This window comes from Pseudonocardia sp. TMWB2A (assembly GCF_017312135.1).
Window position 1 is genome coordinate 863,385 of sequence record NZ_QKQY01000001.1, and the last position, 19,435, is coordinate 882,819.

Sequence of the window (19,435 nt, forward strand, 5' to 3'; positions counted from 1 at the left end):
GCGCTGCCCGCCATCTCTCTCAAAAATCTATGGAATTGCGCGCTTTTGCCGCCGATCGCCGCATCACCACCAAGCAATTCCGAGAGCCACCGTTTCTACGCTACTGCGCCATATCTTGACCGCCAACGTCGGCAGCAATCGACCTCCGTTTTGACGTGAAGCGACCGTGATTTCTTGCTAAAAGTAGACGGACTCTCTACGCCATTCGACATTGGCATCTTCCATACTCTAAGGTCCTAAATAAATGCCGCTGCCAATTCCCCTTCATGGTTTTAAAGGTTCCAATACTCAAGCCGGAACGGGCTTCCTCGTCAGAGACGGAACGAAGGTGTGGTTGGTGACTTGCGTGCACATTATCACTGCTCTCAAGGAAACCCCGCCGTCATTCGAACTGTTCTCCGGAGCGCGCATCGAGGTCGTAGACACTCCTACGGTCCTGTATCTCTTTGAGGGGAATAATCAGCGCTTTTCGGTGGTGACCAATCAATCTGAAGGTTTCCTCGCCGATGTCATGGCGATCAGACTGACAACAACCGAGGTCGCTGCCCTTTTCTCATACGGAGCTTACGACCTGTCGACGGTTGTCACCCCAATTTGCGGTGAGTCGGTGACCGCAACTGGCTTCCCCGGTATGGGGCAAACCCTGATTAGACCGATGACACTAGCTGGGCATGTCGCCGACATTGTAGGCATGAGCGTGAAACTTACAGTTCCGAGCGCACCCGGCTACTCGGGAAGCGCCTTACAAGGAGAAACCGGGCTTATCGGCATTATGCACGGCGACGTGGGCGAGCCACAGAACCTCGTGAATGGCCTCGCAATCTCATTCGAGGTAGTTGGGCCACATCTATTCATCTAGGCGCTTTCAGGAAATGGCTACCTTTCTCCGGAAGGAATGCGTCGACCGTTTGCCCTCTGCAAGCCGCTATTCCGCAATCACACGTTATAGTCATTTGACCTCGCTTCAATTTTGGAGAGCGATTGCGTAAACGTAGTTCTCCGTTTCTACGGCTTCGTCCCGCCCTCAAAAAATCTATGGAATTGTGCGCTTTTGCCTCAAGGCGAAAGGCTTAAAGTCGCATAGAGTCACACCATCGAACATTTATCTTTCCCCTTATCACCGCCTTTCGTCCTTCGGTTGAAACCTGTGTGGACGAGTGAGCGTGGCAGAGCGGGACTATGTAGGAAAGCGGGATAAGTGCGGGCGCGGGCACGGGCGGTGCAGCGGGCGGTATAATGGTCGGGGAGACAGGATTCGAACCTGCGACCCTCTGCTCCCAAAGCAGATGCGCTACCAGGCTGCGCTACTCCCCGACTGGTGAGGCTCCCTAACGACTGGCGCGGGCATAGGCAAGCCAGCCGATCATGTTTATCACTTGAGACCTGCTGTTTCCTTCAGGGAGCGCGCATCAAAAGCCTCTTTCACTTTCGCCCAATAGGACGCACCAATGAGCAGCAGGAAAGGGGTGAGGACAAGGCGGTGGCGCTCGCCAAATTCGAACCAGCTATTCACACCGATGATAAGCACCAGAATAACAAGATAAAATATCAGGATCGGACTGACAGTGCGGGCTTTGATCTGTTGCCAGGCCCCAGCGAGTGCAGACAGCAGGATTGCGACATAGGAGGCTTGTAAAAGAGGCGCTAATAATGCGTGATTTTCCGCGCTGATCGGCGGATTTGTATGACGCAACTGCGCCAGTGAGGCTTCTTCATAAGCCAACCCATAAGCAATGGCGCGCGCGCCGCGCATAATGGCGGCTAACGGGTCTTCTACCAAGCGGGCAAAGGCCAGATCGCCCATAATCGCCCCGCGCACCGTTTCGGGATTGTCAAACAAGTCCGGCGGAAACGGAACACGCATTTCCGCCAGCGCGGAGTTGAGCATCATGCCTGACGCTGTTGTGAACGGTACAAAACTGTCAAACAGCATCCAATTGCGGACCCACCAAGGCATCATGACGAGCAGCAGGAAAGGGATGGACGCAAGCGCCAGCCTTACCATTGGCATAAAGCCCTTTTGCCAGATCAGGAGCGGCGCAATGGCGGCGGGAATCAAGGATAAAGCGGGCTGCGTCAATGCAAGCAGGCCCCAACAGATTCCAAGCCAAGCCCCGAACTGCAAAAATCGTTCGGGCTTCTGGTTCGGATGACCTGCATGCCCCGTAGCCATCCAGCGCAATGTTCCGGACAGCAGCAATAATATCAAAAGCAGCGCAAGCGATTCTTTTTGCGGGGTTGCGCCCATTAGACAAAGGCTTGGCCATGCCAGATAGGCAAATGCCGACAGCAAGCCCGTTTTTCGCCCTCCTGCCCCGCTGCCGATTTGGAATAAAATGAGCGCCGAGGCGACGTCCACGCCGGTGTTGAACAATAATGTCGAATAGAAAGATTCACCGCACAGAGCCCAGACACCGGCCAGCAAGACGGGATAAAGCGGCGGAAAATAGGCGCGTAGCCCTTCACCATATTGCCAATCGTCGGTTATCAGCCCGCGCCCTTCGGTAATGGCACGGGCGAGGTTGGCATAATTCATCGGATCGGCGCCCAAGGCGACAGCGGATGTCAATTCGACAGAAGACCAGCGCAGCGCGGCTGAAAAAAGCAGCAGAAGCGCAAAAAACAGCCAACCGGGTTGCGGCCCTTTATTCACCCTGAAAATTGCAAATGACAGGAGCGCCATCCACATAAAGACAAGAGCCAGACTTGATATATTGAAATTTTTAACAATCTGCGCGAGCAGCACGACGCATGCCATCAAGCCGGTCAGTGCAATAAAGGCCGCAGCCATCAAACCCAGCCAGCGAACAAGCTTATGATCTGCCAAGTAGATGGATGTTACAGGATTGCTGCCGCGCATCGCCCCTCCGCCGCCCCCGATCAATATCGTAAGACGACCAATATCATAAGATGACCAATATCATAAGATGACCAATATCATAAGATGACCAATATCATAAAATGGTGGGCCCGGAGGGACTCGAACCCCCGACCTAGCCGTTATGAGCGGCCAGCTCTAACCAACTGAGCTACAGGCCCCACCGATTGGTCGTTCTGCGCGATAGCGAAGCGCGTTGTCGGGGGCAAGGCCTTGCCCGCGCAAGATTTGCATTATTGCGCTTGGCTACGCCTTATGGCGTGCGCGTGTCGCGGCGTGCCTGACTGACAGCAGGGAGCGTCAAGGTCAGCATTTTGTCGCTTATATCGAGCCGCCCGCCAACCGCTTTGGCAAAATTGATAACAAGACGCAGCGAAAAGCCGAGGCTGAGCATAGCCGCATCCGGTGCATCGCCTTCGGGCGAATAGCCCGGATCAAGCAAGGTCGGCGTGTCCACCCCGATGAGCGAGGCCGGACGGTCGACCGCAAATCTTATATCCGCGCCCGTTGCCATGATCGTGCCGTTGATGGTTTCGCCCGGTTCACCGACTTCGACCAACGCGCTCAAAAAGCGGGCGACAAGGCGGCGCGCCTGATGCGGATCGACATCGGCGGGCGGCAAATGTTCGGGGAGATGGACGCGCAACCGCACATCGCGCTGATCGGATACATGGTCAAGCTCGTCGGCCAGATCATCAATCAGCCGGTCAACCGCGACCTGTCCGCTATCCTGTTTGAAACTGTCGCTATCAAGCCGCGCGGCAAGGTCGAGATCGGCAAAAATGCCCATCAGCCGATCACTATCGACGATGATTTCATCGGCCATCGAGCGGTAGCGTTGCGGCACGGGTCCGAACATCTGCCCGTCAATCATCTGGGCAAAGCCGGAGATCGCATTAAGGGGCGTGCGCAGTTCATGCACGAGTTGGCGCATCGATTCGCCGAACGTGACCGATCCCAAAATCTTGTCCGAGCTAAGAGGCTTTGCGGTTTCGCCGGGGCGGGGCCTGCGCGCATTGGCCTTATAGCCCAGAAACTGGCCGGTCGTCTGGTCGAAATAGGGGGTCGCGTCAAAGCGCCAGTCGCCGCCCAACCGACTGCTATCTTCCAGATAGAGCCGCGCGCGCTCGATCGTCGCGCGCTGGCGGAACGCGCCTGCCGAATAGGCATCGGTGCCGGATTCGCCGTCAAAGGCCGGCTCGGCGATGCTCAGCCCGATGACCGCGCCGCGAAACGGGCTGTTGGTCCAGTTGATGATGCCGTCCGCGCCGGTTTCAAAACGGAAGGGTGTGTCCAATGGCTCGGCACCTACCGTCTGGGGCAAGCGGTCGGCGCGATATTCTTCGATGCGGCGGACCAGTTCGCTAATCTGGGTGCCTTGCAGCACCGCATCCTGCGCCTTCACTGGCGCGGCGCGCTCTTCGCTTGTGCCTTGATACACGCTCTGGTTGGCACTCTGGTTAGTACCTTGCGCGGCGCCCTGATCGGCAAGCCGGAAATCAATCGCGCCGAACGCATGGAGCGCGCGCGTCACATTTGCACCCAGATCGCGTCGCTCGCGCAAAATCATGCGGGCGAGCGGTGTGGTCAGCGGAATGAAGGTCAGCCATTCTTCATCGGTTAATTGCACATCGGACAAAAGCGCCTGCGCCACCGGTGCTGTATCGCCGCCATAAAAAGCGACCAACGGCACAAAATGACAACGCCGCGCAATCGCGCGCGCGGCCCCCGTGCGGTGCGCGACCGGCACAAGCGGTTTAAGTTCGGAAAGCCGGGTCAGCGCGGCTGTCACATAGGATTGCGAAATCTCGCTTCCTTTTTGCGCGAGCAGGTCGCTGAGCTGCGACCAGACGATCGCCCGCTGGTTCGGATTTGCGGTTCCAGCGCGCAACACCGTATCAATCATATCATCGTAGCGCACGAAAACCACGTCTCCCCAATGACGCACTGACCGCGCCAAACCTTACCAAGCTGCTAGCAAATATCGTGAATAAAGCTTTTCCGAAAGAGTGGAAAACGCATCGTAACACTATGGGACAATTGCAATGCACTGAAATTTTATTATGAGATAGAGAAAGAATCAGAACGGAAATTACGGCATGACCCTATCAAAGTTTGACGAAATCGACATTCAGATCCTGCGGGAGCTGCAGGAAAACGGACGAATGACCAACGTTGAACTGGCAGATCGAGTCGGATTGACCGCCCCGCCCTGTCTGCGCCGGGTCCGCAGCCTTGAAGAAGCGGGCATCATTCGCGCTTACCATGCCGACCTTGATCCGATTGCGCTGGGATATAGCATCACCGTGTTTGCGATGGTCAGCCTCAAAAGCCAGGCCGAAGCCGATTTGCGCGCGTTCGAACAGCATATTGCAACGCTCCCCGAAGTGCGCGAATGTTATATGCTGAACGGCGAAATCGACTTCATCCTGAAGGTGGTCGCGCGCGACCTGCAAAGCTTCCAGCATTTCCTGACCTCCAAACTGACCTCTGCGCCCAATGTGAATAGTGTGAAAACATCGCTCACGATCCGCACATCCAAACAGATGGCCGGTATTCCGCTGACCTGACGGGCGGGCGTTACAGGCGCGCAGATTTTACAGAACATAAAAAAGGGAGGCTGTGATGGCCTCCCTTTTTCGTTGTGGCATTAACCCTTACGGGCATTAACCCTTACGGGCGTTAAGCTTTGGCAATTAACCTTTGACGCCGCTGTCGAGATAGATCGTCCACAGCTTAGCGATATTGGCGCGCGGGCCGGTGACTTTGGCGAAAGCCGCCTTGGCTCCGGCCTTGTCGCCCTGTTTGGCGAGCGCAATGCCGATACGGGTGTTGAGGAGATTGGCATCCACCCCGCCCTTTTCGAGCGAAAGCTGATACATCGCCGCCGCCTTGGCAAATTCATTATGATTGAGCCAAGCATCGCCCGTCGATTTTGCAATCCGGCCATTAGCGGCTGAACGCGCCGCCGTTTCACTGCCGCCGAGCGAGGCCTTGGTGTCGGTCGCAAGACGGGCTTTTTGCTTTGCTTCACGGTCGCGCAATTCGGTCACCGCCCCAGCGCCAAGCTTCGCCTTGGTACGGGCTTCGTTAATCGCGGCAAGCGATTCCGCAGGCAGGCCTTCTTCGGCTGCCAGATACGAATAAGTGGTGAAATCATATTCGTCGCGCATGAGGCCAGCGGTCGATTTCAAACGCAGAAGGTCAAGCTTTGCGTCCACAGTCGGCGACTGCTGCACTACCATGTCGATGGCGTTGCCCCAATATTCCGCTGTCGGGAAATATTGAACGCGGCCAAGGACAAATTCCATCATTTCCGGCTTGCGATTGGCTTTTTGCAATGCGAGCGCCGGACGGGTGAACAGATCGTCAGTCATGGCCTGACCGCTGGCCTGACGGGCCGCAATCGCTTCGCGCGCCATTTTCAGGCCCTGATCAACCTGGCCGCCCTGAAGATAGGCGTCAACCAGCATCGCATCGGCATCTTTGTTGCCATGTTGCTTCGCAGCCGCCAGATATTCGATGGCCTTGGGATAATTTTTATCCTGATAGGCAAAGGCCCCTGCGAAATAATTATAAGCGCCAAGGCTTGCCGGATTGGCCTTACCGGACGCCAAAATGCGTTCAAGCGCTGCCTGCTGACCTTTCTGGTCATCAGAAAAAGCAGCGATCTGGAGCTGATATTCGCCGACCAGGACCTGTTCGTCAGCGCTTTTGGCAAGCGGAGCCAAGGCTTCAACACCCGGTTTTGCTGCAAGATAAGCCGCTTTAGCTTCTTCTTTCTTGGCATTAGCCGCTGCGGCATTACCCGCCGCCTGCAATTTTTTGGCTTCGTCGTTCAACGCCTGCGCCTTTTGCATTGCTTCTTGTGCGGGGCCGGCAGCGGCGCGGAATTCTTTGCTATATTCGCCGGAAGCGGTTTTTTCCGCCTTCTTCTTTTGCGCCAAAGCAGGCGTCGCGGTCATGGCGGCGGTGCCTGCCAATGCAAAACCGGCAACAGCCAATGCCAAGCGGGAAATTGCCAAACGGGAAACAGAACGCATCTTCATCCTCCATATTCATCGCCGGTAGGGCGACGTGTTTATGCTGAACAGCTTTGGCGCGGGGAATATCCGCCAACCGCCAAAAGCTCAAGCCATCAACGCTTGAAGGCGCAATATGATGCGCGCAATGAATGGCGGTTGAATAGCCAATTACATGGCTATGCTGCAAAAATTTTACAATTTACAGTAGAAACTACGCAATCAGAGCGCGGCAATTTCGTTTTGGATGCGGCGTAATATGGCCGGATCGCCGGGGACGCCGCTGGCGGCCTCTTCGGCCAACCGCACCAGGCCGGTGATACCGAATGTCGCGCTCAAGCCCTTCAAACGCCACGCGGAAATCTGCCAGTTCGCATCGCACCGCGCGCGGCGCATAAAGTCGGCATGGCGGGCGGCGCTTTCGAGAAAGGCGCGGCGCAAATCTTCGGCAAGCGCAACATCCCCGTCGGCAGGATCGGCTGTCAAAATAGCCCCTTGTCCGATAGCTGCTGCAACAGTTGCGCCGAGTTGACTGCTATGGAATGACATCGGGATGTAATTTGCCATGAACGCCGTTAATAAACTGTGTATAGTGGCGGGCGCGCTGCACCTACGGCACAATCACAAGCGCAAGAAACAAAAATAACGAGATCGAGGTCAACGATGAGTGGGGGAAAGAAAATTATCGGATTATGGCGCAACCACCCCGCCGATACGGATGTGGACATCGACATGAATTACGGCCATCCGGACGCGGATGTAGATAGAAGCGCAGCGCCCGCTGACAGCGAAGATGCGCGCGCACTTGCTGGCCAACATGCACATATGGGGGACGAGATGATAGTGGATAAGGCATATGCGGCGCCTGCATATCCTGATGGTGATTCTTCCGAAGCCTATACCGCCGGTTACGGTGCCGATTACGCAATGGATGCCCCTGCCCTTTCAGACTCTTCACTGGCCGACCCCTTATGGGTGCGCGTTGCCGCTCCCCTTCTGGCGTTTGCGGCGGTAGCGTGGATCGGCTTTTATGGCTGGACATTATTTGCATCCGATACCGCCAGTCTGACGTTGGGTGCTTGGCCCGCCATCATCGCCCAAGGCGCAATCCCGCTTATCCTTATCGTGGCGCTCTATATTATGGCGCAGCGCAGCAGCCAGACCGAAGCCAATCGCTATGGCCGGATGGCGGGGCATATGGCCGAACAGTCGCGCCGCATGGAAAATAATCTTGCCACTTATAACCGCCACCTCAAAACCAGTCGCGAAGAATTAGGCCGCCAGTCGGAAGAAATCGCGGTGTTCGGCCTCCAGGCCGCCGAGCGTTTGCAGGAAGCCGCCTTACGGATTCGCGAGGCGCTCAACGATGGTCTGGCCGCCAGCAACCAGCTTACCGACAATAGCAGCCGCGCGATGGTGCAGGTCGAAGGCCTGCTCGCCGGATTGCCGCGCATTGACGATGTCGCCGCGCGTCTCACCGAAAATCTGCGTGAAGCGGGACGCAGCGCGCACCAGCATGGCTCCGCGCTCGAAGCCCAAATTGCCGCGCTTAATGACCAGAGCGAGCGCGTGTCGGAAGTGATGCGTCGCCAGCAAGGCGAGCTTAAAACCCAGCTTGCCGAAATTGCCGAGCATCTGGCAATCGCGCGCGGTGAGTTGGAAAACTCGGTCGATACCGCCACCTTGCGCTTTTCGGAAAGCAGCGAGGCGGCGCAAACCGCTTATCAGGCCGCGCGCACCGCAGCGGACGAACATACGACCGCCTATCTGGCGCAACTTGATGACGCGCACGGCCAGTTGAACGAGCGCGGCCAAGTGTTGATGCAAGGCTTGCTCGCCAATCTTGCCGATGCCGAACAATCGGTCGCCTTGCTCACCCAGAGGGTCGAGCGGCAGGAAGCGCAGGCGCAAAGCCTTACCGGCCAGCTTATCAATGCGCTCAACGAACTGGACAGCGAATTTGCGACGTTCGACAATAAGGGCCGCGAGCGGCTCGATGGCCTTGCGCGCGCGATGGAAGCGTTGAAACTCCAGACCGAAGCGATGACCAGCAAGGTCCAGCTTGGCGCGGATGGCGCATCACAGCTTATTGGCCGGTCGGAAGATTTGCTGCTCGCGCTCGACAGTGTGACGCGCGAGTTGGAGGAAAGCCTGCCCAGCGCCTTTGGCCGCCTCGACGAACGGCTGTCCGCGAGCAAGCAATCGCTCGATTTGGTAGCCCCCGAACTGGAAAAGGCCGAAGCCGTTGCCGAAGCAACGCTTGGCCGCCTGCGCGAAACCGACCAGTTGGTCACCAACCAGCACCGCCTGCTGCGCGAAACCAGCGAAGTCGGCAAGAGCGCCGCCGACGCGCAGCGCGCGACATTGACCGAGTTGCAGGAATTGATGGGCAGCATCAATGTCGAATCGGACCGCTTGAGCGAACAGGCCGGGCCGCGCTTGGTCGAAGCCTTGGTGCGGGTGCGCGAAACCGCGATGCAGGCATCGGAAAAAGCGCGTCAGGCGCTCACCGGCGTTATTCCTGAATCCGCCGAAAAGCTTGGCGAAGCGAGCGCGGCGGCGCTCAGCAAAGCGATTGGCACCAAGGTGGATGACCGCATCGCCGACATTAATAGCGCCTCCGAACGCGCGGCTGCCGTGGCAGACACCGCCGCACAGCATCTGCTGCTTCAGGTGACGAGCCTGTCGGCGGCGGGTTCCGCGCTGGAACAGCGGATTGTCGATACCAAAAAAGCGATGGAAGAAGCCGACCGCGACAATCTCACGCGCCGCGTCGCGCTCCTCACCGAATCGCTCAATTCGACCGCGATTGATGTGACCAAAATCCTGTCGAACGAAGTCACAGACACCGCTTGGGAAGCCTATCTGAAAGGCGACCGCAGCGTATTTGCGCGTCGCGCGGTGCGGCTTATCGACAATAGCGAAGCGCGCGAAATACTGCGCCATTATGAAGAGGACAGCGAATTTCGCGGCCATGTGAACCGCTATATCCACGATTTTGAAGCGATATTGCGCAACCTGCTCGGCACACGCGACGGTTCATCGCTCAGCGTTGCCTTGCTGTCATCAGATATGGGTAAGCTTTATGTGATGCTCGCGCAGGCGATTGAACGCCTGCGCACCTGACGGGCTTAACCGGCAGGCTTTTATTCAGCAGAGGGCGGCGTGAAGAAATCCAGATCGTCCACCCCGATCCAGCCTTGCGTATAGTTGAGATAATAAAGGCCGAACAGGATCGCCGCCAAAATCGTGGTTTTGATCATGACCTTTTTGGGGTTGAAATTGGCGGGCGCGCTTTCGGCTTGTCCCGGCACTTTTTCAACGCCCATCTCGTCCGCCGTGCGGACACCGAAGGGCAGGACGAGAAATGCACTCATCACCCAGAAGAGACAGTAAATTGCGAGCGCCGATGTCCATTTCATGGGACGGGTCTTAGACGTCCAAAATCAATACATCAACGATAGGCTTTTTGCCGGTCCATTCGGTCGCGACGCGGCGCACCGCAAGCCGGATATTTTCGCGCAATTTATCAAAGTCGCGCGCCGGTTCGCCCGCTGCCATAGCGGCGGCGTGGATCATATCTTCGATAAAATCGTCGCGTTCATGTTCGACCGGCACGCCTTGATAGCGCACCCGCGGGGTGCCGCGCACGACCCCTGCCCCGTCGCGCGCGACCGCGACCGAAATATGGCCGTTAAGCGCAAGCTTGCGCCGCTGGTTCAAGGTTTCGCCATCGGCGGGAAGGATAACATCGCCGTCCAGCACCAGGCGTCCGCTGCGCACATGGTCGATAATTTTGGGATTGCCGGGAGCGAGGCGCACTACTTGCCCATTTCTTTGGAACAGGGCCTGGGGGATGCCCTGGGACAGGCCGAAACGGCACTGCTCCATCATATGCCGCACCTCGCCATGCACCGGTACCAAAATTTCGGGGCGCAGCGCATGATACATCGCCGCAAGCTCCGGCCGCCCGGGATGGCCCGACACATGGATATGCGCCTGCCTTTCTGTCACCATGACGACGCCCTTTAGCGCCAACTGGTTCTGGATGCGGCCAATCGCCATTTCATTGCCGGGTATCTGGCGCGAGGAAAATAGCGCCCAATCGCCCTCGTCGAGTTTGATCTGATGCATATCGCCCGCAATTCGAGCAAGCGCCGCGCGCGGCTCGCCCTGCCCGCCGGTTGCGACAATCAGCACCTTGTTGCGCGGCAAGCCCATAGCGGTGTCGAAGTCAATGACGGGCGGCAGATCTTTCAGATAGCCATTGGCCTGGCTCACCGCGATGATGCGGTCGAGCGAACGGCCCGCAACGCAAAGCTGCCGTCCGGTTTCGCGCGCCACTTCGCCCAATGTCTTGAGCCGTGCGGCGTTGGACGCAAAGGTCGTCACCAGCACCCGCGCGGGCGCTTTCCGCACGGTTTCAAGCAGGCCTTGTTTGACCCCGCCTTCGCTCCCTGCGGACTCGGCGTTGAACACATTGGTGCTGTCACACACCAGCGCGAGGACGCCTTCATCGCCAATCTGCTTCAACTCGGCAGTCGTCGCCTGCTGGCCGATGCGCATATCCTCATCAAGCTTCCAGTCGCCGGTGTGGAAAATCGTGCCATAAGGCGTATCAATCACACAGGCGCACATATCCGGAATCGAGTGGGCGAGCTGGACGAAGCGGAAGCCGAACGGCCCCATTTCAAATCGGCCATCAAGGTCGATGACGTGCAGCTTGACCTTGTCGGTCAGCCCTTCTTCGGCAAGCTTGCCGCGGATCATCGCGGCGGTAAACGCATTGGCATAAAGCGGCACACCAAGGTCTGCGGCCAGATAAGGCACCGCGCCGATATGGTCCTCATGCGCATGGGTGAGGACGATGCCGAGCAAATCTTCCTTACGCTCTTCGATAAATTCAACGTCGGGCAGGATGATGTCGATGCCCGGATAGTCGGCATTGCCGAACGTCACGCCCAGATCGACCATCACCCATTTGCCGTTACAGCCATAAAGGTTCAAATTCATTCCGATTTCATCGGACCCGCCGAGCGAAAGGAACAGCAATTCTTGGCCGGGTGTCGTCACTTGATATTATTCCTGTATAAAGTCGCGATGCCCCTTAGCGTGAGGTCGGGGTCTATCTTGTCAAACAAATGGCCATGCTGCTGGAACAGGATGGCAAGGCCGCCGGTCGCAATGACCGTCACCGGCTTTCCGATTTGCGCTTTCATGCGCTGGAGGAGGCCCTCCATCATCGCCACATAACCCCAATAAATACCGATCAGCATCTGGCTTTCGGTCGTGCGGCCGATGACGCTGGTCGATGCGGGCGCTTCTATCCCGATGCGCGGAAGCTTGGCGGCAGCGGCAACCAGAGCATCGAGCGAGAGGTTGATACCCGGCGCGATGATGCCGCCGCAATAAGCGCCCTCGCTATCCACATGGTCAACCGTTGTGGCGGTGCCGAAACTGATAACGATTTTATCGCTATCGGGTTCAATTGCTTGCGCGGCAATGGCATTGACGATGCGGTCCGAGCCGACCTGTTGCGGCTCGTCCACCTTGAGCGCGATGCCCCAGCTTAGCGGCGGCTTGCCCGCAACCACCGCATCTACGCCGAAATATTTACTCGCCAGCAATTGCAAATTGTGGAGCGCACGCGGGACAACGGTGGAGATAACCACCGTTTCCACATCCCTGCGCGCATAGCCTTCCATCTTCAAAAGCTGGTCGAGCCATACCGCATATTCATCCGCCGTGCGCCGCGCGTCGGTTGCGATGCGCCAGCGCTGGACAATGTCGCCCGACGCTTCGACGAGCGCGAATTTGACATTGGTATTGCCTGCATCAATCGCCAGCAGCATCGCTTTGACCCCTTTGTAATTCGATGTCGCCGGAATGGATTACCACCGTTTCGCCATCGGGCAAGCGCAGGTTGAGCATCGCGTCCGGCGTCAAGCCCGCAAATGTGCCGGAAATTTTGGTGCCGTCCGGCCCGCTTGTCGCAATTGCGGCCCCTACGGGATGCGCCTGTTTGAGCCAGAGCGCAATAGTGGCAGCAAGGCCCGACTGGTAATGCGTGCCCGCACCCCGCCAGCGCGCGAGCGCCGCTTCGAACTGGCGCGCCAGCACCTCGCAAAATATTTGCGGCGTAGGCGCGGGGCCTGCCGCACTCAACGCTGCGGCCACACGGTCGGAAAGCTGGGGCGCATAAGCAAGATTTACGCCGATGCCGACGACAATATTATCACCCTGCCGTTCGAGCAAAATGCCCGCCAGCTTATCCTCGCCCAGCAACAGATCATTGGGCCATTTGATGAGGAGGTCCGCCTTGGGCGCGAAATGGCGCAGCGCATCGGCTGTTGCGATGGCTGCGACCAAGGACAAAGTATGCGCGGGCGGATCGCCTGCGCGCAGCTTTACGAGGGTCGAGCCGTAAAAATTACCGGTCGGGCTGTCCCATGACCGGCCCAAACGGCCCCTTCCCCCGTCTTGCCTGTCGGCACGTATCCACAGCCCCTCGGGCGCGCCCTCGCGAGCGCGCTCGAGTATGTCGGCATTGGTAGAGCCGGTAACCGCGACCTGTTCAATCAATCAGAACAACGCCTGCGCGGCGGCACCGGAACTGGCCGCCAAAGCCGGGATGGCAAGATAGCCGACGAACGTCATCGCAGCCGCGCTCACCGCGATCAGGCCTTTTTCGATCCAGTTATCATGCTTGGCAAATTCGCTTTCGGGCGCGTCGAAATAGATGATCTTGACGATATTGATATAATAGAAAGCGCCAATGACCGAGCTTAGCACACCGATGACTGCAAGCGGCATCAGCCCTGCCGAAACGGCGGCATTGAACACAAGCAGCTTGGGCCAGAAACCGAATAAGGGCGGAATACCGGCAAGGCTAAACATGAAAATACCGAAGGCCGCGGCCAGCGCCGGACGGGTCTTGGAAAGCCCCGCCAGCGATTTGATGTCCTCGACATAATTGCCGTCCTTGTCGCGCATTTGCAGCACGCACAGGAAACTACCGAGCGTGGTAATCACATAGACGACCATATAGGTGAGGACTGCGGCCACCCCTGCTTCATTGCCTGCGGCCAAACCGATCAGCGCGAAGCCGACATTGTTGATCGAGGAATAAGCAAGCAGGCGCTTGATATTGGTCTGGCGCACCGCCGCGACCGCACCCAATATGGTCGAGGCCAAAGCGATGAAGATCAGGATTTGCTGCCAGTCAAATTTGCCGGGGCCGAGGGCTTCGATAACGACGCGCGTCAACAATGCCATGCCCGCTACTTTGGGCGCGCTTGCAAAGAAAGCCGTCACGGGTGTCGGCGCGCCTTCATAAACGTCGGGCGTCCACATATGGAACGGCACCGCGCTCACCTTGAAGCACAGCCCGGCAATCACGAACACAAGGCCGAACAGCAAACCGGCATTGGTCTCGCCTTCAAAGGCGGTCGCAATGCCGACAAAATCGGTGGTTCCGGCAAAGCCGTAAAGCAGCGACATGCCATAAAGCAAAATGCCGCTCGCCAGCGCGCCCAACACGAAATATTTGAGGCCCGCTTCGGTCGAACGGTCATCGCTGCGCATGAAGCTTGCCAGCACATAAGCGGCGAGCGAGTTTAATTCGAGCCCGATATAGAGCGATACCAGATCGGTCGCGCTCACCATGATGCTCATGCCGACGGTTGCGAGCAGGACAAGCGCCGCATATTCCGCGCGCATCGGGCCGCTGCGTTCAAAGAAGCGCGGCGCGGCCAGCACGGACACCGCGCTTGCCCCGTAAATCAGATATTTGCTGAAATTCGAAAACGCATCGGCCTGATAGGTGCCGGAAAAAGCAGTGCCGCCCTCGCCCACAAAGGCGCAAATGGCAACACTAGCGGCAACAAGCGTTGCGACCGCCAGCCAATTGCCGACGCGCGAGGCTTTATCGCCCGCAAAGGCTGCAAGCATCAAGACCAGCAGCGCACCGACCGTCAACACCAGTTCCGGTGCGATCAGAGAGAAGTCCTTAGCCATTAATGCGCCCCTTCAAGCGATTCAGTTTTGGCGGGCGCGGGTTTTCCAGCGGTGAGGCGCGCATCACCCGGATGCTTGTCTTTCGCAGCCCGCGCGACAATCGAGGTCACATCCTTGCGAATGGGCGCCATGAAGCTTTCGGGATAAACGCCCATCCACAACACCACCGCCGCAATCGGCGCAAGCATCGCCCATTCGCGGATATTAAGGTCCGGCATGGCCGCAGCATCGGCATTTTTCTGGTCGCCATAAGCCACGCGGCGATAGAGGTAGAGCATATAGCCCGCGCCCAAGATGATGCCGGTGGTGGCAATCAACGCGGTCCAGCTCGACGCTTCATAAATGCCCATGAGCGAGAGAAACTCACCCACGAACCCGCTGGTGCCCGGAAGACCGATCGAGGCCATGGTGAACAGCAGGAAGAAGATCGCATATTGCGGCATATTGATCGCAAGGCCGCCATAACGGTCAATCTCGCGCGTATGGAGGCGGTCATAGATGACGCCGACGCACAGGAACAACGCGCCCGACACAAGACCGTGGCTCAACATGACAACAATCGCGCCTTCAATGCCTTGCTGGTTCAATGCAAACAGGCCGCCCGTCACAATCGCCATATGCGCGACCGACGAATAAGCGATCAGCTTTTTCATGTCATTCTGCACCAGCGCGATGAGCGAGGTCACGACCACCGCAATGCACGACAGGAGGAAAATCAACCAGGCAAAATCGGCGCTCGCTTCCGGGAACATCGGGATCGAGAAACGCAGGAAGCCATAGCCACCCATCTTCAACAAAACGCCCGCCAGAATGACCGAACCTGCCGTCGGCGCCTGAACGTGCGCGTCGGGCAGCCAGGTATGGACCGGCCACATCGGCATCTTCACCGCAAAGCTGGCGAAGAAGGCAAACCACAACCATTTTTGCGCGCCGCCGGGGAAGTCATAATTCATCAGGGTCGGAATATCGCTCGTGCCTGCGGCATTGATCATCCACAGCATCGCGATCAGCATCAGCACCGAGCCGAGCAGCGTGTAGAGGAAGAATTTGACGCTGGCATAAATGCGGTCCTTGCCGCCCCAGATCCCGATGATGAGATACATCGGGATAAGGCCTGCTTCGAACAATATGTAGAATAGGATCAAATCCTGCGCGGCAAACACGCCGACCATCAGCGTTTCCATGAGCAGGAAACTGGCCATATAAAGGCCCACACGGTCGGTGATGCTGTCCCAGCTTGCCAAGATACAAATGGGCATCAGGAATACCGACAGCATGATCAGCATCAACGCGATGCCATCAATACCCAACGCATATTGGAAGGTGCCGAACAGGTTCGCTTTTTCGACAAATTGCCACTGCGCGCCGCCTATGTCGAAATTGGCCCACAGGACAATGCCCAGCACAAGGTTGGCGAGCGTTGCGATCAACGCCAGCCACCGCGCGCTCTTGGCGTCGAGGAACAGACAGATTGCCGCCGCAACAAGCGGCAGCGCGAGCATCAGGCTCAGAATAGGAAAGCCAAGCTGGTTCATAGGAAGCGCACCAATACCCAAGAGGCAAGGCCTGCAAGACCCAGCAGCATCACGAGTGCATAATTGTAAACATAACCCGACTGGAACTTGCGTGCCCAGCCACTATAGACGCCGACCGCCGAGGCGACCCCGTCCGGCCCGAGGCCGTCAATCACCTTTTTGTCGCCCTTCCAGAACAAACGGCCGAACGCGAAAGCGGGCTTGACGAAGAGAGCATTATATATCTCGTCAAAATACCATTTATTATAGAGGAAGTCATAAAGGATGCGGAATTGCGCCACAAAACGGCCCGGCAATTCGGGATTGCGGATATAGCTGTTCCACGCGAGGAACAGGCCCGTCAGCATGACCGCGGTCGGCGCAAGCTTCACCCACAAAGGCACGTCATGCATATGGTGGATCAGCTCTTCGCTAAATTCGAGGCTGCCCTTCCAGAAAGCCCCGTCGCCTGCGCTGAGGAACTGGTGGTGGAACAGGAAGCCTGCGAAAATCGCGCCCAAGGTCAGCACACCCAGCGGAATGAGCATCGAGATCGGGCTTTCATGCGGATGATAACCCGCCGTGCCTTCAGCCGCATGAACATCATGGGCATGATGCGTATCGTCGTCATGGGCATGGCCATCATCATGATGGTCGCCATGCACCGCATGTTGGATATGCTCCGACCCTGCCCAACGCGCCTTGCCGAAGAAGGTCAGGAAGATAAGCCGCCACGAATAGAAGCTGGTCAAGAGGGCTGCAAAAATACCGACGGCAAACGCCATCTGGCCATGCGGACCGGAGGCGAAGGCCGCTTCAAGGATTGCATCCTTCGAATAAAAGCCGGCAAAGCCGAACACGCCCAAAATCCCGACGCCGGTAATCGCCAAGGTGCCCGCCATCATCGCCCAATAGGTAAGCGGGATTTCTTTCCTGAGCGCGCCATAATAGCGCATATCCTGTTCATGGTGCATCGCATGGATGACCGAGCCTGCGCCCAAGAACAATAAGGCCTTGAAGAAAGCGTGCGTGAACAAGTGGAACATCGCTGCGCCATAAGCGCCGACGCCTGCTGCAAAGAACATATAGCCAAGCTGCGAACAGGTTGAATAAGCGATGACGCGCTTGATGTCATTTTGCGTGGTGCCGACGGTCGCCGCGAACAGACAGGTTGCCGCGCCGATAAAGGTCACAACGCCAAGCGCGGTCGGCGATGCTTCGAACATCGGCGACAAGCGGCACACCATGAACACGCCCGCGGTCACCATCGTCGCGGCGTGGATGAGCGCCGACACCGGGGTCGGGCCTTCCATCGCGTCGGGAAGCCAGGTGTGGAGGCCAAGCTGCGCCGACTTGCCCATCGCGCCGATGAACAACAGCAGGCACAGGACCGTCATCGTATCGAGGCGCATCCCCAAAAAGCCGATGGTCGAGCCTGCCATGCCGGGCGCGGCTTCAAGGATAGCCGGGATCGACACGGTGCCGAACACAAGGAAGGTGCCGAACATACCGAGCATGAAGCCAAGGTCGCCGACGCGGTTGACCACGAACGCCTTGATCGCAGCGGCATTGGCGCTCGGCTTTTTGAACCAGAAACCGATAAGGAGGTAGGACGCCAAGCCGACGCCTTCCCACCCAAAGAACATCTGCACCAGATTGTCCGCCGTCACGAGCATGAGCATCGCGAAGGTGAACAGCGACAGATAGGCGAAGAAACGCGGCTGGTCCGGATCTTCATCCATATAGCCCCAGCTATAAAGATGGACGAGCGCGGACACGGTCGTCACCACGACCAGCATCACGGCTGTCAGCGTGTCGACCCTGAGCGCCCAATCGACCGACAAGGTGCCGGAGCGGATAAAGTCCAGCACAGGAACGACGCTCGCTTCAGTCGTTCCATTGAGGAAGCTGATGAAAATCGGCCAGCTCAGCAGACAGGAGATAAACAGCGCGCCTGTGGTCAATATCTTGGCCGGCATATTGCCGATCACCCGATTGCCCAGCCCCGCAATGATTGCTGCCAAAAGCGGCAGGAAAACGATGAGCTTGATAGTAGCCATAACCTTCTAGCTCACCCCTTCATCCGGTTTGCATCATCGACCGCGATGGTCGCGCGGCGGCGGAAATAAATAACGATAATCGCAAGACCGATAGCGGCTTCACCGGCGGCCACGGTCAACACGAACATGGAGAAAACCTGCCCGACCATGTCACCCAGATAGGCGCTGAACGCGACCAGATTGATATTGACCGCAAGCAGGATCAACTCGATCGCCATCAGGATGGTGATGACATTTTTGCGATTGATGAAAATGCCCAGCACGCCCGTTACGAACAGGATCGCACTCACGACTAGATAATGGTGGAGGCCAATCATAGCTCAACCCCTTCGCCGATGGTGGGCTTGACGAGGCGCACCGCTTCATGCGGACGGCGCTTATTCTGGCGCGCGACCTTCTGGCCCAATACGCCTGCACGTTGGCGGTGGGTGAGTACAATCGCGCCGACCATTGCGACCAGCAAGATGAGGCCTGCAGCTTCGAACAGGAAGATATAGCGGGTATAGAGCAACCTCCCGACCGCTTCGATATTGGAGACGGTGGGATCGGCGACCGCGATACGCTGCGCAAATTTGACGCCGCCTGCCGCCCACGCACCGATCGCGAAGATAATCTCCGCCACCAGCACCAGCGCGAGCAACACGCCAAAGGGCAGATAGCGCACAAAGCCCGCGCGCAATTCGGCAAAATCAATGTCGAGCATCATCACGACGAACAGGAATAATACCGCGACCGCGCCGACATAGACTATGATGAGCAGCATCGCGATAAATTCCGCGCCGCATAAGAGCATCAAGCCTGCCGCATTGAAGAAGGCAAGGATGAGCCACAGCACGCTATGGACCGGGTTGCGCGCGAAAATCACGAGCGCACCGCTCGCGACCACCATCGCTGCAAACAGGTAAAAGGCCAGTGTTTGTATCACGTTCCCGTGAACCCCTTATT

General features: G+C 57.6%; 16 protein-coding genes and 2 tRNA genes. 3 read left to right on the forward strand and 15 right to left on the reverse strand.

Annotated elements, in window-relative coordinates; genetic code table 11:
• Positions 1-244: 244 nt before the first annotated feature.
• A complete protein-coding gene (locus DMP17_RS03980; protein WP_337827768.1) occupies positions 245-859 on the forward strand; it encodes a hypothetical protein in 615 nt (204 codons plus the stop codon).
• Positions 860-1,237: 378 nt separating this feature from the next.
• On the opposite strand, the gene DMP17_RS03985 is transcribed toward DMP17_RS03980, so the two are convergent.
• The 4 genes from DMP17_RS03985 to DMP17_RS04000 form a co-directional block, all read right to left on the reverse strand.
• Positions 1,238-1,314 (reverse strand) — tRNA-Pro (locus tag DMP17_RS03985).
• Positions 1,315-1,372: 58 nt separating this feature from the next.
• Positions 1,373-2,860, reverse strand: coding sequence for a hypothetical protein (locus DMP17_RS03990; RefSeq protein ID WP_337827769.1), 1,488 nt, complete (start codon positions 2,858-2,860; stop codon positions 1,373-1,375).
• 102 nt (positions 2,861-2,962) lie between these two features.
• Positions 2,963-3,039, reverse strand: a tRNA-Ile gene (locus DMP17_RS03995).
• Between the two features lie 92 nt (positions 3,040-3,131).
• Complete coding sequence (locus DMP17_RS04000; RefSeq protein WP_337827770.1) at positions 3,132-4,808, reverse strand: sensor histidine kinase; 1,677 nt, start codon at positions 4,806-4,808, stop codon at positions 3,132-3,134.
• A 169-nt stretch (positions 4,809-4,977) separates the two neighbouring features.
• Between DMP17_RS04000 and DMP17_RS04005 the strand changes: the two genes are divergently transcribed.
• On the forward strand, positions 4,978-5,448 hold the full coding sequence (locus DMP17_RS04005) for an Lrp/AsnC family transcriptional regulator (RefSeq protein WP_337827771.1): 471 nt from the start codon (positions 4,978-4,980) through the stop codon (positions 5,446-5,448).
• A gap of 126 nt (positions 5,449-5,574) precedes the next feature.
• Here DMP17_RS04005 and DMP17_RS04010 read toward each other — a convergent pair whose 3' ends face one another.
• Together DMP17_RS04010 and DMP17_RS04015 are read right to left on the reverse strand one after the other, a co-directional pair.
• The gene (locus tag DMP17_RS04010) at positions 5,575-6,921 is read right to left on the reverse strand and encodes a hypothetical protein (RefSeq protein ID WP_337827772.1); all 1,347 of its coding nucleotides are present in this window, start codon (positions 6,919-6,921) and stop codon (positions 5,575-5,577) included.
• Positions 6,922-7,122: 201 nt separating this feature from the next.
• Positions 7,123-7,467, reverse strand: a complete 345-nt coding sequence (locus tag DMP17_RS04015; protein ID WP_337827773.1) for an Hpt domain-containing protein — start codon at positions 7,465-7,467, stop codon at positions 7,123-7,125.
• A 96-nt stretch (positions 7,468-7,563) separates the two neighbouring features.
• Between DMP17_RS04015 and DMP17_RS04020 the strand changes: the two genes are divergently transcribed.
• The gene (locus tag DMP17_RS04020) at positions 7,564-10,026 is read left to right on the forward strand and encodes a hypothetical protein (RefSeq protein ID WP_337827774.1); all 2,463 of its coding nucleotides are present in this window, start codon (positions 7,564-7,566) and stop codon (positions 10,024-10,026) included.
• A 20-nt stretch (positions 10,027-10,046) separates the two neighbouring features.
• Here the strand turns inward: DMP17_RS04020 and DMP17_RS04025 are convergent, their stop codons facing one another.
• Genes DMP17_RS04025 through DMP17_RS04065 form a run of 9 tightly spaced genes read right to left on the reverse strand, consistent with a single transcriptional unit; the run spans position 10,047 to position 19,415 of the window.
• Positions 10,047-10,322: a DUF1467 family protein gene (locus tag DMP17_RS04025; RefSeq protein ID WP_337827775.1), complete on the reverse strand. Its 276-nt coding sequence runs from the start codon at positions 10,320-10,322 to the stop codon at positions 10,047-10,049.
• Positions 10,323-10,332: 10 nt separating this feature from the next.
• The gene (locus DMP17_RS04030; protein WP_337827776.1) at positions 10,333-11,973 is read right to left on the reverse strand and encodes a ribonuclease J; all 1,641 of its coding nucleotides are present in this window, start codon (positions 11,971-11,973) and stop codon (positions 10,333-10,335) included.
• Positions 11,970-12,752 carry a type III pantothenate kinase gene (locus DMP17_RS04035; RefSeq protein WP_337827777.1) on the reverse strand — a complete coding sequence of 261 codons (783 nt, stop codon included), beginning with the start codon at positions 12,750-12,752 and terminating at the stop codon, positions 11,970-11,972. Before DMP17_RS04035 ends, DMP17_RS04030 begins: the two co-directional genes overlap by 4 nt.
• Complete coding sequence (locus DMP17_RS04040) at positions 12,736-13,482, reverse strand: biotin--[acetyl-CoA-carboxylase] ligase (RefSeq protein ID WP_337827778.1); 747 nt, start codon at positions 13,480-13,482, stop codon at positions 12,736-12,738. The genes DMP17_RS04035 and DMP17_RS04040 overlap by 17 nt, the downstream gene beginning before the upstream one ends.
• Complete coding sequence (gene nuoN, locus DMP17_RS04045) at positions 13,483-14,916, reverse strand: NADH-quinone oxidoreductase subunit NuoN (RefSeq protein WP_337827779.1); 1,434 nt, start codon at positions 14,914-14,916, stop codon at positions 13,483-13,485.
• On the reverse strand, positions 14,916-16,451 hold the full coding sequence (locus tag DMP17_RS04050; RefSeq protein WP_337827780.1) for an NADH-quinone oxidoreductase subunit M: 1,536 nt from the start codon (positions 16,449-16,451) through the stop codon (positions 14,916-14,918). The genes nuoN and DMP17_RS04050 overlap by 1 nt, the downstream gene beginning before the upstream one ends.
• On the reverse strand, positions 16,448-18,490 hold the full coding sequence (gene nuoL, locus DMP17_RS04055; protein ID WP_337827781.1) for an NADH-quinone oxidoreductase subunit L: 2,043 nt from the start codon (positions 18,488-18,490) through the stop codon (positions 16,448-16,450). The genes DMP17_RS04050 and nuoL overlap by 4 nt, the downstream gene beginning before the upstream one ends.
• Before the next feature lie 11 nt (positions 18,491-18,501).
• Positions 18,502-18,807, reverse strand: a complete 306-nt coding sequence (nuoK, locus tag DMP17_RS04060; protein ID WP_337827782.1) for an NADH-quinone oxidoreductase subunit NuoK — start codon at positions 18,805-18,807, stop codon at positions 18,502-18,504.
• Entirely contained in the window at positions 18,804-19,415 is a 612-nt protein-coding gene (locus DMP17_RS04065; RefSeq protein ID WP_337827783.1) for an NADH-quinone oxidoreductase subunit J, read from the reverse strand. The genes nuoK and DMP17_RS04065 overlap by 4 nt, the downstream gene beginning before the upstream one ends.
• Positions 19,416-19,435 lie beyond the last annotated feature (20 nt).